Origin of the sequence: Candidatus Koribacter versatilis Ellin345 (assembly GCF_000014005.1) — a bacterium.
Lineage (GTDB): Bacteria > Acidobacteriota > Terriglobia > Terriglobales > Acidobacteriaceae > Korobacter > Korobacter versatilis_A.
Map to the genome: position 1 here is coordinate 1,534,662 of NC_008009.1, position 13,529 is coordinate 1,548,190.

Here is a 13,529-nt window from a genome sequence, read left to right on the forward strand (position 1 = left end):
GGTGCCAATCGGAAACCGTGAGGTTACAATGGAGCCCATGAAGATCGCCCTCGGTGCGGACCATGCGGGATTTGAACTGAAAAATCAGGTCAAGCAGCACCTCACCCAGCAGGGAATTGACGTCCAGGATTTCGGCACCAACACGCCGGATTCGGTGGATTATCCAGACTTCGCTCAGCGGGTGGCGGATACGGTGGCTGTGGGCGGGGTGGAGCGCGGGGTTCTCGTCTGCGGCACCGGGATTGGGATGGCGATGTCTGCGAACAAGGTCCCCGGAATTCGCGCCGCGAATTGCCACACCATCCTCGAAGCCGAACTGAGCCGCCAGCACAATGACGCGAACATCCTGACGCTGGGCGCGCGAGTGCTCGAGCCCGAGGCGGCGTTTGCGATCGTGGATGCCTGGATGAAGGCTCAGTTTGAAGGTGGGCGCCATCAGCGCCGGGTCGACAAGATCCACCAGATCGAGCAGCAGGAAGTTAAGCGAAGTACATAAAAGGAACGTCGCTATCATGTCAAATCGCATGTCTCAATCGTTAAACGAAGAAGATCCGCAGATCGCAGAGGCGATCGCGAATGAGGAACGCCGTCAGCACGAGGGTCTCGAGCTCATCGCCAGCGAAAATTTTGTCAGCGAAGCAGTGCTTCAGGCCGCGGGCTCAGTATTCACCAACAAGTACGCCGAGGGGTATCCGGGAAAGCGCTACTACGGCGGCTGCGAGTATGCCGATGTGGTTGAGAACCTGGCGCGCGATCGCGCGAAGGAACTCTTCGGCGCGGAGCACGCTAACGTGCAGCCGCACTCCGGGTCATCCGCCAACATGGAAGCCTATGGCGCGATCCTTCAGCCCGGCGACACAATTCTTGGTCTGAACCTTGCGCATGGTGGGCACCTCACCCACGGACATCCACTGAACTTTTCCGGTAAGACCTACAAGATCGTCCCGTACGGCGTGACCAAAGAAACCGAGACCATCGATTACGACGAGCTCGAGAAGCTTGCGCTGGAACACCATCCGAAGGTGATCGTCGGCGGAGGCAGCGCGTATCCGCGTATTTTCGATTTCAAGCGCATGCGCGAAATCGCCGACAAAGCCGGCGCGCTCTTCATGGTAGATATGGCACACTTCGCCGGACTGGTTGCCGGCGGCGCACATCCTTCGCCGGTGCCGCATGCGCACGTCGTGACGACCACCACGCACAAGACACTGCGTGGACCGCGCGCGGGCATGATCCTCTCCAAGCAGGAATTCGCAGCGGCGATTGATAAAGTCACATTCCCCGGCATGCAGGGAGGGCCGCTGGTGCACATCATCGCGGCCAAGGCCGTGTGCTTCAAAGAAGCCATGGAGCCGAGCTTCAAGGACTACGCGAACCAAGTGGTCGCGAACGCGAAGGTGCTGGCGCAGTCACTCGCCGACCAGGGCTTCCGCATTATTTCCGGAGGCACCGATACGCACCTGATGCTGATCGATGTCTTCGCGGCCGGAATGTTGGGCAGCGAAGCCGAAAAGGCGTTGGGCGAAGCTGGAATCACGGTGAACAAGAACGCAATTCCGTTTGACACCAACCCGCCGATGAAGCCGAGCGGCGTCCGCATTGGAACGCCGGCGCTTACGACGCGCGGGATGAAGGAACCAGAGATGCGGCAGGTCGGCATCTGGATTGCGGAGTCGTTACGGCACCGCACGGATCCGGATTTCCTCGGCCGCGTGCGGCGACAGGTGCACGAGCTTTGCGATGCGTACCCGCTGTATCCGGAGCGGAGAGCAACCCGGCTGGCGACGGTATAGTTCGAATTTGAGTACCCCACTCTAGCGAAGCTAGGGTGGGTTTTTTCCTTCAAGTACACTACAAGTCGTGAAGGTCGCGATCGACATCCGCCGTATCAGCGACTTCGGTGTCGGCACCTACATTCGCAATGTGGTGCGGACCCTGGGCCGGCTGGACCGCGAAAACGAGTATCTCCTGCTCGGGACGCCTGGTCGTATTCACGATATGGGGCAGCTGCAGGAGAACTTTTCGCACCTTGAGTGCCCTGATAACGACTACTCTCCGGCGTCTTATTTCGAATTCCATCGCGCGCTGAAGCGGCAAAAAGTAAATGTGCTGCACGTCCCGCACCTGTTCTGGATCCCGCAAGGAATTCCGTGTCCGTACGTGGTGACGGTCCACGATCTTCTCGACTACCTCTACCGCAGCAACAGCGCTTCGCCGGCGAAGCGGTTTGCGCACTTTCACTTCACGAAGCGTGTGCTGAACAAGGCTTCGCGGATCTTCGCGGTGTCGAAGTTCTCGAAGGAGGATACGGTGCGGCTTTTCGGCGTGCCGGAAGAGAAGATCGAGGTGGTCTATAACGCAATTGACGACCGCTTCCGCCAGGGCCACACCACCGACTCCGACAAGTTGATGATCGCCGAGCGTTACCAGGTGAACTATCCGTTCATCCTGTATGCGGGGCGGATCAGTCCGCATAAAAACGTGGTGCGCATCATCGAAGCGTTTTCACTGTTGAAGTCGGAGCTGGCGAAGGAAGACTCGTATCCCGACCTGAAGCTGATCATTATTGGCGATGAAGTCTCGCGGCATCCTGATCTTCGGCGCGCGGTAATCAAGGGTAGAGTCCAGCAGGACGTCCGCTTCCTCGGGTTCGTGCCGATCGAAGTGCTGCGAATCTTCTACGACGCCGCCAAGGTGTTCATTTTCCCGTCGCTTTACGAGGGATTTGGGCTGCCGCCGCTGGAGGCGATGTCGCACGGGACGCCGGTGATCACAAGCAATACCTCGTCACTGCCGGAAGTAGTGGGGAATGCTGCGGTGCTGGTAAATCCGGAGAACGTCTTCGAGATCCAGCGCGCCCTGCAGCGCGTGCTGCTCGACCAGCCGTTGCGCGAGAAGCTCAAACTACGAGGCGAAGAACAGATCAGGAAGTTCTCGTGGGAGAACTCAGTGGGGCGAATGCTGGAGATCTTCCGGCAGGTCGCCAAGTAGCCCGCGTTCTTAGAGTAGGTACGCGCGTACCACATCGTGTCGAATTCCGGTACATGGGGCGGGAACCCGCATGAATCCTGCTCGCCTGCAGCCCTCCTTCTTACAAGCAATCCGGAAGAAGGTACCCGTCCAGCGGTAAAGATTTCCTGAAACTATCGTGCTCAGCCCGGATAACGGTTTGGCATCCAACTTGCCTCTAACTAGGGAGTAAGGCGGGATGGGAGCTGGCAATGCGGGCCATGATTCGAGCTTCGATTCTTACCATGCTTCTGACGGCCGTCGGGATGGCGCAAACCAGCGCTCCCGATGTGAACACTGTCGTCAGTCGCATGCAGACGGCGATGGGCGGTCGCAACCACGACCGCGCCTACTCCGTCACCCGCGAATACCGCTTGGTTCCCGAAGATCCAAACAAAGCATCGCGAGTCGTAGCCGAGGTGAATGCACTGCCTTCGGGTAAGAAAGACTATCGGATCACTGAAGGCGGCGGACAGGCCGAGAACGTCGTCCGTAAGGTCCTCGATCACGAGACGGAAGTGACCAATCAGAACAATGGCGCGGTGTTGACGGCCGACAACTACGATTTCGTGCTCGCGGGAACCGAGGCGATCGACGGACACCGCTGCTATGTGCTGCAACTCAAGCCGAAGCGCGACGGCAAGGACATCCTTCGGGGCCGCGCGTGGGTCGACGCTGACAGCTACCTGGTGCGCCAGATCGCGGGCACCCCGACCAAGAGCCCGTCGTGGTGGATCAAGGACTTACAGGTAACTCTGCACTATCGGGAAATGCAAGGGCTGTGGCTCCAGGACTCGACGCAAGCCGTGGCTCAGGTTCGGGTGGTCGGCAAACATACGCTGACGGCGCGTGCCTTGGACGTTCGGACCGATACGACGCTCGCCGGCAACCTCCAGACTCCGGTACGAAAGCGTAGCCGCCGCGTGGATCCGGCGTTACTTGGCGCGGGGGTTATCCGGCACTAGTAGCATCTGATTTCGGTGATAAGCGGCAACTCAGAACGAATGGCGCGAATCCTAAAATTCGAAATGAACGGCAAGGGGTTTCAAGACATGACAAACCCAAATCTCCGAGATCGTGCTGACGCTATTGAATGGTTGGAAGACATGGGCTTCGTGATGGAAAGCGAAGAGAAGCCGCAGACGAATTCCGAGCCGATGAAGCACGAACCAGCCGCGTAACCCGCCCTGCAAGACTTCATCGCTGAGATTGCTACACTGTACGAACCATGCGGTTCGTCATCAAAGTAGGTACCAGCCTGATCGCCCCGGGCGGCCGTATTGATACGGTGCTCATGCGGGCGCTCGTCGACCAGTTGGACCTGGAGCGGCACGAATACCTCATCGTCAGCTCGGGCGCGATCGCTTCCGGCATGTCGAAATTGGCATTTTCTGCGAAGCCGAAGAGCGTGAGGCTCATGCAAGCGTGTGCAGCCGTGGGACAAAGCCTGCTGATGTATACCTACGAGCAGCTCTTCTTCGGCAAAAAAGTCGTCGCACAACTGCTGCTTTCGAGCGACGACTTCACGTCGGCTCTTCGCTACGAGAATCTGCAACACGCGTTGCATGAATTGCTAAAGCTTGGCGTGGTACCGATCGTCAATGAAAACGATAGTGTTTCCGTGCGCGAACTCGTTGGTGCTTTCGGGGATAACGACGAGTTGAGCGCATTGTTGGCGACGGCTGTGAAGGCCGACTGGCTCGTGCTTTTGACGAACGTGGATGGGTTCTACGACAGTGCTGGTCGCGGACAGAAACTGGTGCGCACGGTGCGGCGATTGACGCCGAAGATGGAAGCGCTCTGCGGCGAAAAGAGCGAACTCGGCACCGGAGGTATGCGATCAAAGTTACGCGCAGCCATGATGGCTAGCGAGAACGGTGTTCAGGTTGCAATTGCAAACGGCACGGCACCGCAAGCGATTCGAAATGCCATAGAGCGGAAGATCGGTACATATTTTCCGGCGACGAAGCCTGCCCCTAAGAAACGCGCAAAGGCTGCGGATTAACGATGACGACGCGCGAAAAGCTGGAAGCAGCACGGCGCGCGGCGCCGGTCGTAGCAGAGCTCTCGACCGAGAGCAAGAATGCGCTGCTGCTGGCTCTGGCGCGGACGATCGACGAGCGTACGGAAGAAATTCTCGCCGCCAATCGCGCGGATTTGGAAGCGAGTGGGCTGGATGGATCTCTGCGCGATCGATTGCTGCTTACCCCAGAACGCATTGCGACGATGGCAGAAGGACTGCGTGAAGTCGCGGCATTGGCGGATCCAGTGGGAGAGACGCTAGCCGAATGGGAGCGCCCAAATGGCCTGCGGATTCGCAAGGTCCGCGTTCCTCTCGGCGTGGTTGCGATCATCTACGAAGCACGACCGAACGTGACGATTGACGTCATCGGGTTGGCGCTTAAATCGGGAAATGCGGTGGTGTTGCGCGGAGGAAAAGAAGCGGTTCGGAGCAACGAATGCCTGGTGAAGATTGCAGGCGCGACGCCGGGGATGCCGGATGGCGCGATTCAATTGCTCGATGCCTCGAATCGTGAATCGGTACAGCAGTTGATGAAAGCGCGCGGGCTGGTGGATGTGATCGTGCCGCGCGGCGGCGCGGGTCTGATTCAATTTGTCGTCGAGAATTCGACCGTTCCTGTGATTGAAACCGGAGCAGGGAATTGCCACATCTTCGTAGATGAATCCGCAAATCTCGACATGGCGGATCGCATCGTGATCAACGCGAAGACGCAGCGACCATCAGTCTGCAATGCCGCAGAGAAGCTTTTAGTGCATCGCGCGATCGCGAAGGAGTATGTGCCGCGGATTGTGAAACTGCTTCTCGACCACGGTGTGGAAGTGCGGGGAGACGCGGAAACCTTGGCTCTCGCGCAGGGGATGCAAGTCGCAGAGGCGACGAGCGCTGATTGGGATGAAGAGTACTTGCGGCTCTGTATGGCCGTGAAAGTTGTTGCCGATGTGGACGAAGCGATCGCCCACATCAATCAACATTCGACAAAACATTCGGAGTCGATCATCACCGCGAATGACGCGCATGCGCGACGCTTTTTGCGGGCGGCGGATTCGGCGGCGGTTTACTGGAATGCTTCTACGCGATTTACCGACGGCGCTGAGTTTGGGTTCGGTGCGGAGATGGGGATCAGTACGCAGAAGCTGCATTGTCGCGGACCGTTTGCGCTGGCGGAACTGACTTCGTCGAAGTATGAAGTGATTGGGAGCGGGCAGGTGCGCTGACGCGTTTAGACGGCACTTCGGATACGAAATTACAGGGAAGAAACAAGGAAAACTCCCCGTAAAACCCGAAGTTAGAAGTTGGTAAACAACTTTTTATAAGTGCTTATTTAGCGGGGGTTTGCAAATCACCCTTCCAAATGCCTTCCCAAAAATCCCGTTCCAGCCCCCTGATTTTTTTCTCCAAACACGCTAAAACGCGACCCTGGAGCCACAAAACTGTTCAAGTCCTCGCATTTACCGCAAAGGTGGTATGAGAAAAGTGGAAGGATTTTGTTGTTGTAATAGTGAACAGCGTTCCGCAAACGAAATTCCGACAACCACTACCCTTCTAAAGGCGCGGTGGCACAGCCGACTTCCGAGCAGGATTGAAGAAAGGCAGTTGAACGACCTTCACTGCAGTCTTGTAGCGGACCGCTTCAATCGTGATCTCAGCCTGCAACTCGGTTCCAATCGCAGAATGCGCAGCATCGACGCTGGCCAATGCGATCATCTTTTTTAGAATAGGCGACCAGGTTGTAGATGTCGCTTTTCCTGCTTGAACGTTGCCGCGGTACACGGGGACGGGCACTCTGGAAGCCGCCGAAGGCACCTGGGGCGGGAGGCCGACGCGATCGTAAAGCTTTTCGACGGCGGTCCAATCGAACTCCAGACCGACGAGTTTGCGTCCCGTCCGGGAACCTTTCTCCTTCAATAAAGCTTCGCGGCCGACGAAGGTTTCCTTGTCGAGGTGCACCATTTTGTCGAACCCGAGTTCGAAGGGAGAATACTTCTGCGAGTCGATGAGGGCTTTCTTACTGCTGAAGTAGTCCACTTCGATGAGAAGCAATCCTGCCTCGATGCGGGCGACGTCGAGCGCGAGCATGCCAACCGGATGAAGATCGAACGCGTTTCCAGCGGTCGCGAGCGCGTCCCACACGCGCAACGAGTGCTCCCAGGGAATCCAGATCTCGTAGCCGAGATCGCCGGTGTAGCCGGTCCTCGAAATGTCTACATCGATGCCGTTGATTCGCCCCTTGGTCATTCGGAAGTACTTCAGGTTCGCAATATCGGCTTCAGCAACGGAAGCGAGCAGTGCGGCCGACGTGGGACCTTGAAGCGCCAACGCGGAAACCGATTCCGAAATGTCTTCGATCTGGACCTTCATGGCGATGGAGTTCTGTCGAAACCAACGCAAGCTGGGGTCCGCCGCTGTCCAACGGTAGGTGTTTTCGCCAAGGCGCGTGATGGTCCCGTCATCAATGACCTTGCCATCCTGATCGCACCAGCAGCAGTAGATCACCTGGTTGATGGCGACCTTCTTGATGTCGCGGGTGATCACGCGATTGACGAACTGGGTCGCGTCGTCGCCGGTAATCAGGTACTTGAAGAGAGGGCTGATGTCGATCAGAGCGCAGGCGTTGCGAATCGCGTTGTACTCGTGTTCGTGGTGCGTCTCATACGAACTGACGGTGTAATAGCCCGACCATTCACGATAGCTCAGGCTCTGGCACAACCCGAAAGTTCGCTCATGAAATGCAGTTCCTATCGGCACGAGTAGCTCCTACCTAATGGGCACGATTTAATCACGCGATTATAACGTCAACCTCCAAACCTCAGTCTCGCGATCCGGCAAAGTTGCGATGCAGCGGGGATTGTGGCGATTGCGTTTGCTACAATACCGGCGTCTCGTTCCGCTCCATTAAAATGACCAATCAAACAACGAATAACAAATTCGACGCTATCGTTATAGGCGGCGGCCACAATGGGCTGGTGAACGCCGCCTATCTTGCCCGCGCCGGCAAGAAGACGGTCGTTCTGGAGCGCAGGCACGTTGTCGGTGGCGCCGCTGTTACAGAAGAGATCTTTCCCGGTTTCAAGTTCTCCGTGTGTTCCTACGTCGTCTCTCTTCTGCGACCGGAAATCATCCGCGACCTCGATCTCCCGCGTCACGGTCTCGAAATCCTTCCCCTGGATGGGACGTTTACTCCGATGCCCAGTGGCGACTACCTGTGGCGCGTAAACGATCACGGCAAGACACGCCGTGAGATCGCCCGCCATTCGAGAGTAGACGCAGAGGCGTACGAGGAATTCGGGAAGGCCATGCTGCAGATGTGCAAGTTCGTTAAGCCCATCCTGTCGATGACGCCCCCGAATCCTACAACGCTTAAGCCGAGTGAGTTGATGAAGCTGCTCTTCCTCGGCCGGCGCTTTAAGGACTTGCCCGAGGACGACAAGTACAACCAGGTCCAGCTCATGACGATGAGCGCGATCGACTTTCTCGATCAATGGTTCGAGACGGACGTGCTCAAGGCCACGATGTCAGCATCCGGCATCATCGGCACATTTCTCGGCGTACGTTCCCCGGGTACGGCTTACGTTTTGCTTCACCACTACATGGGCGAGATTGACGGCGCCTTCCGGTCGTGGGGATTCGCCCGCGGCGGCACCGGAGCCATCTCAAATGCAATTGCCGATGCTGCGCGCGAAGCGGGCGCGGAGATTCGCACCAAAGCAGGGATTGCGAAGATCCTGGTTAAGAGCGGCAAAGCGATCGGCGTTGTCCTGGAAAACGGGGACGAGATTTTCGGCAACGTGATTTCCTCGAGCGTCGACCCGAAACTTACGTTCCTCAAGATGCTCGACCGGAACCAGCTTCCGGACGAATTCGTTTCGAGCGTGGAGCACTACAAGTTCCGCGGCTCCTCTGCGAAGGTGAACCTCGCGCTCGATAGTCTTCCGGATTTCACATGCCTGCCGGGACGCGGCGAACATCTGCGCGGTGCAATTTCGATTTCGCCCAGCGTCGATTACATGGAGCGGGCCTACGACGACGCTAAGTACGGTGAGTATTCCAAGCGCCCGTACATCGATATGGTGATTCCGAGTCTGACCGATCCTTCGGTTGCGCCTCCCGGAAAGCACGTTATGTCGTGTTTCGTGCAGTATGCGCCGTACCATCTCGCCAGTGGCAATTGGGACGAGAAAAAAGAGGCATTCGGCGACACCGTAATCGACACGCTGAGCCAGTATGCGCCGAACATCAAGAACATCATCGTCGGTAGACAGGTGGTGACACCACTCGACCTGGAGCGGGAGTGGGGCTTGACCGAAGGAAACATCTTCCAGGGCGAGCTTTCCCTGGAGCAGTTGTTCTTCCTCCGGCCAGTTCCCGGATGGGCGCAATATCGAACTCCGATCAAGAACCTTTATATGTGCGGAAGCGCGACCCATCCGGGCGGCGGGATTATGGGGGCTCCCGGCCGGATCGCCGCACTGGAAATCCTGAAAGACTGGAAAGCCTGATCTTATGAGCGGCGAGCGCGGGAATGTGATCATCATCGGCGGCGGGCACAATGGCCTCGTCGCTTCGTTTTATATGGCGCGCGCAGGATTCAAACCTATCGTGCTGGAAGCACGTCCGATGGTCGGCGGCATGGCGGTGACCGAGGAAGTGTGGCCAGGATTCCGGTGCCCGACCCTCGCGCATACCGGCGGCCCGATTCGAGCGGAAATCGTAAGGGACATGGCCCTTGAGCGTCACGGCCTGCGCATGACCCAACCGAAGGCCCGGGTCACCTCGGTTTCGCCCGACGGTGGCTCAGTCACGGTCTACGACGATCCGGCGAAAACGGCGCAGCATCTTGCTGCTGTGTCGGCTCGCGATGGAAAGTCGTTTACGGAGTTCCAGAGCATTCTCAACCGCCTCGGCAAAATCTTTGCGCAGCTCGCGGGAAATACGCCTCCAGACATTGACAGCCCCTCCAAAGACGATCTCTTCCGTGGCGTATCGACCGGACGTATGATTCGCAAACTGGGGAAGCAGGATCTCTATCGCCTGCTGCGATGGGCGCCCATGCCGATCGCGGACCTGATGGACGAATGTTTCGACAGCGATCTTCTCAAGGGTGCACTGGCGGCGCGCGCAATTTTTGGGTCAGGGGTTGGTCCCCGTTCGCCCGGGACGTCGAACCTGCTTTTGCTGCGCTGCGCTGATGATTTGAATGTCGCCGGCTCCGCGAGTTTTCCCATCGGCGGTACGGGTGCTTTAACCCAGGCGATGGCCCAAGCAACTACCGCCGCGGGCACGACGATTCGAACCAATGCTGAGGTCGCCGGAATCACGATAAAGGACGGTCGCGTTACAGGAGTGCGGCTCACCACCGGCGAGGAGATCGCGGCAAGCGCGGTCATTTCAAACGCCGACCCGGTGCGCACCTTGCTGAACCTGGTCGATCCGGTTCACCTCACCCCAACTTTCCTGCAACACGTTCAGCAATACCGCTCAAGCGGCGTGGTCGCGAAGATCAACCTGGCGGTTGACGGGTTGCCGAAATTCCCAGCGCTGGAGAAGAGGGAAGATCGGGACGTCCTGTACCCGGGCCGCATTCACGTTGGACCTTCGATGAACTATGTCGAGCGAGCTTTCGACTTCTCGAAGTACGGGGAATTTTCGCGCGAACCGTATATGGACGTGATGGTCCCCACGGTTTCCGACCCGTCGCTGGCTCCTTCCGGAAAACACATCATGTCCGTCTACGTGCAATTCGCTCCGTACGCGTTGCGTACCGGAGACTGGAAAACCCGGGCCGGCGAATTTGCAGACTGCGCAATCAAAACCCTCTCCGCCTACGTACCCGACCTGCCGAACCGGATTCTTCACCAGCAAGTGATCACGCCGGCCGAGATTGAGTCGACCTACGGATCAACCGGCGGCCATATCTTTCACGGCGAGTTGACCCTGGAGCAGTTTTTCACCATGCGTCCGCTGCTGGGGTATGCGCGATACCGTACCCCCATCAAGGGTCTCTATATGTGCGGTTCCGGCACGCACCCCGGTGCAGGATTGACCGGACGCTCCGGAGAGAATGCCGCGCGCGAGATCGTCAAAGACCTTCGCTGACGGCGGTTTTTCAGGCAGAAACGCCCGCCCGGTCACGCGTCGAAAGAGCAACGCGAGCGCAATTCTCCTCTTCAGAGATTTCAAACGAGACCGGCAGGAAGAGCCGAATGATCTCGATGTTGGTGCGCGCGTGCATGGTCTGCCGCACGGCCGTGAACGAACCTCCTCCCGCGAGCGCTATCGGCAACAACAGTTGATCTGCGAGGTGCTCGCAGGCGAAGGCGGAAGACGCAACATACTGCGCGGCCGCGACGGCCGCTTCTTCGGCGACCTTCTCGGCGCTGATGCCCACCTTCCCGAAAGCCGTAAATATCTCTGTGTGTCTTTCCGTTTGAACTTCGATCATGAGCGCGTTGCCCGGGCCGGCTGAATTTTTGGTGCCGAGAATCCGGGTGCTCTCCGGCGCGAGCCCGAGGATGTTTGACGCAGTCTCGAGTTCACGGTCTGCGATGTGACGCGGCAGATGTGCGAGCAGCGCAACGGCGTTCTGCTGGAGGACCTCCCCGCGATCGAGAAGTTCGAGTTGTTTCAGCTTTTCGACGGGCTCTATCTCTGCGGTAATCTTTCCACCGCCGGCAGGGTAGAAGCCATAGCGATCCAGGGTAAGTTTCAGCTTGGGACCCATGCTCTCGATAATCGGCGCGAAGGTTTTCGCGAGGAAATCGAAAGGAGGCGCGGCCATGTTGTGAGTGCCGCCCTCGACGACTACGTTGCTGGGTTTGTTCGCGAGCATCAATGCGGGCAAAAGCGTTTGTAGCACCAGTGTGGCGCTGCCTGCCGTTCCAACGGCGAAGCTGTAATCTCCGGGCGTGACTCGCTGCGGAGCGAAAGTCAATGTGCGCGAGCCGAGCTCGGCGCCGGTTACATTTGCACCACTGATTTCTGCGGCGGCCAATACGGCTGTGAGGTGCTGACGGAGCAGACCTCCCCGCTCGCGGTTGGCGCGAATCTTTTCGATGGTGAAAGGCTGCCCCGTCACCATCGAGAGGCTCAGCGCGGTGCGCAGGATCTGTCCGCCGCCCTCTCCCTGTGATCCATCAATAACAATCATGTTCAGCCCCTTGGGCCCGCACCGCATACAAGCTGCGGGCCCCTCTGTGTCATCCCTTTACGCAGACCACCTGGTGCAAGGTGTAGACGATCTCGACCAAGTCCGACTGCGCTGCCATCACGTCGTCAATGGGCTTATACGCAGCCGGAGTCTCGTCGATCACATCGGCATCCTTGCGACACTCGACACCAGCGGTCATACGTACGTGGTCTTCCACGGTGAAGCGCTTCTTCGCCTCGTTGCGTGACATCGCGCGTCCCGCACCGTGGCTGCAGCTATGGAAGCTCTCGACGTTGCCTTTACCGCGAACAATGAACGAGCGTGCTCCCATACTGCCGGGAATGATTCCCATATCGCCGAGGCGCGCACGTACCGCGCCCTTTCGGGTCACGAGAATGTTTTCGCCGAAGTGGTTCTCGCGGGCCACGTAGTTGTGGTGGCAGTTGATCGCCTGTACTTCAGCGGTAAACTCCGGCACCTGCCCCGAACGCCGGACTGCATCCACAATCTGCTGCATCATCAAGTGACGGTTCCAGCGCGCGAAATCCTGTGCCCACTCGACCGCTTCCACGTATTCGTGGAAGTGCTCGGTGTGCTCCGGAAAGTACGCGAGGTCGCGGTCCGGCAAAGTGATGAAGAAGCGCTCCATGTCCTTGCGGGCAAGTTCAATGAAGTAACTTCCCATGCGGTTGCCGACGCCGCGCGATCCGCTGTGCAGCATGAACCAGACGTTGTCCGATTCATCGAGGCACACCTCGATGAAGTGGTTTCCCGTGCCGAGCGTACCGAGATGGTTCGCGTGGTTGCCGCGGTCCAACTTCGGATGCTTGGCGAGGATTGCGTCATAACGCGGCTTCAACTCGCCCCAAGTGTTGAGGTTGCGCTCGGGAATATCACTCCACGCTCCGCGGTCGCCAGCGCGGCCGTTGTTGGTGCGTCCGTGCGGGACAGCCAACTCTATCGCTTCGCGAATCGCGTGCAGGTTTTCCGGCAACTGGTTCGCGTGCAAGCTGGTCTGAACCGCCATCATGCCGCAGCCGATATCCACGCCAACCGCAGCGGGGATGATCGCGCCCTTGGTAGGGATCACGCTGCCGATGGTCGCTCCGATTCCCCAGTGCACGTCAGGCATGGCGGCGACCCACTTGAAGACGAAGGGCATCTGCGCAACGTTCATCAGTTGCTGCTTTGCCTGATCTTCCACGGGCACACCCTTGGTCCAGGCCTTGATCGGAACCCCGCTCGCCGGGGCAAAGACGTTGTAAGTGCTGTCAGTCATGCTTTGCTCCTCTGTAACGAAAGAAGCTAATGCAATAGGACGACCAGAGTAGTGGGTATCCGGAAGTTGCTGAT

The 13,529-nt window shown here is 58.3% G+C and carries 12 protein-coding genes; 9 read left to right on the top strand and 3 right to left on the bottom strand.

Annotated features, from left to right (window positions below; translation table 11 throughout):
• Positions 1 to 37 precede the first annotated feature (37 nt).
• The 7 genes from rpiB to ACID345_RS06525 all read left to right on the top strand — a co-directional run bounded on the left by rpiB (position 38) and on the right by ACID345_RS06525 (position 6,246).
• Positions 38 to 496, top strand: a complete 459-nt coding sequence (rpiB, locus tag ACID345_RS06500; protein ID WP_011522067.1) for a ribose 5-phosphate isomerase B — start codon at positions 38 to 40, stop codon at positions 494 to 496.
• A gap of 16 nt (positions 497 to 512) precedes the next feature.
• Positions 513 to 1,793, top strand: coding sequence for a serine hydroxymethyltransferase (gene glyA, locus ACID345_RS06505; RefSeq protein WP_011522068.1), 1,281 nt, complete (start codon positions 513 to 515; stop codon positions 1,791 to 1,793).
• 67 nt (positions 1,794 to 1,860) lie between these two features.
• Positions 1,861 to 2,991, top strand: a complete 1,131-nt coding sequence (locus tag ACID345_RS06510; protein WP_011522069.1) for a glycosyltransferase family 4 protein — start codon at positions 1,861 to 1,863, stop codon at positions 2,989 to 2,991.
• Positions 2,992 to 3,221: 230 nt separating this feature from the next.
• Positions 3,222 to 3,974, top strand: a complete 753-nt coding sequence (locus tag ACID345_RS06515; RefSeq protein ID WP_011522070.1) for an outer membrane lipoprotein-sorting protein — start codon at positions 3,222 to 3,224, stop codon at positions 3,972 to 3,974.
• A gap of 87 nt (positions 3,975 to 4,061) precedes the next feature.
• Positions 4,062 to 4,190, top strand: a complete 129-nt coding sequence (locus tag ACID345_RS27355) for a hypothetical protein (RefSeq protein ID WP_266190085.1) — start codon at positions 4,062 to 4,064, stop codon at positions 4,188 to 4,190.
• 47 nt (positions 4,191 to 4,237) lie between these two features.
• Positions 4,238 to 5,014 (top strand): glutamate 5-kinase, encoded by a 777-nt coding sequence (gene proB / locus ACID345_RS06520; protein WP_011522071.1) that lies wholly within the window; start codon positions 4,238 to 4,240, stop codon positions 5,012 to 5,014.
• Positions 5,015 to 5,016: 2 nt separating this feature from the next.
• Positions 5,017 to 6,246 carry a glutamate-5-semialdehyde dehydrogenase gene (locus ACID345_RS06525; RefSeq protein ID WP_011522072.1) on the top strand — a complete coding sequence of 410 codons (1,230 nt, stop codon included), beginning with the start codon at positions 5,017 to 5,019 and terminating at the stop codon, positions 6,244 to 6,246.
• A 328-nt stretch (positions 6,247 to 6,574) separates the two neighbouring features.
• On the opposite strand, the gene ACID345_RS06530 is transcribed toward ACID345_RS06525, so the two are convergent.
• Positions 6,575 to 7,777, bottom strand: a complete 1,203-nt coding sequence (locus ACID345_RS06530; protein ID WP_011522073.1) for an aminomethyltransferase family protein — start codon at positions 7,775 to 7,777, stop codon at positions 6,575 to 6,577.
• A gap of 152 nt (positions 7,778 to 7,929) precedes the next feature.
• Here ACID345_RS06530 and ACID345_RS06535 point away from each other — a divergent pair, with 152 nt between their 5' ends.
• Positions 7,930 to 9,528 carry a phytoene desaturase family protein gene (locus tag ACID345_RS06535; RefSeq protein ID WP_041855505.1) on the top strand — a complete coding sequence of 533 codons (1,599 nt, stop codon included), beginning with the start codon at positions 7,930 to 7,932 and terminating at the stop codon, positions 9,526 to 9,528.
• 4 nt (positions 9,529 to 9,532) lie between these two features.
• The gene (locus ACID345_RS06540) at positions 9,533 to 11,125 is read left to right on the top strand and encodes a phytoene desaturase family protein (protein WP_011522075.1); all 1,593 of its coding nucleotides are present in this window, start codon (positions 9,533 to 9,535) and stop codon (positions 11,123 to 11,125) included.
• A 10-nt stretch (positions 11,126 to 11,135) separates the two neighbouring features.
• Here ACID345_RS06540 and rtcA read toward each other — a convergent pair whose 3' ends face one another.
• Both rtcA and ACID345_RS06550 read right to left on the bottom strand, forming a co-directional pair.
• Positions 11,136 to 12,176, bottom strand: coding sequence for an RNA 3'-terminal phosphate cyclase (rtcA, locus tag ACID345_RS06545; RefSeq protein WP_041855506.1), 1,041 nt, complete (start codon positions 12,174 to 12,176; stop codon positions 11,136 to 11,138).
• A gap of 49 nt (positions 12,177 to 12,225) precedes the next feature.
• Entirely contained in the window at positions 12,226 to 13,455 is a 1,230-nt protein-coding gene (locus tag ACID345_RS06550) for an RtcB family protein (RefSeq protein ID WP_011522077.1), read from the bottom strand.
• Positions 13,456 to 13,529: the final 74 nt, after the last annotated feature.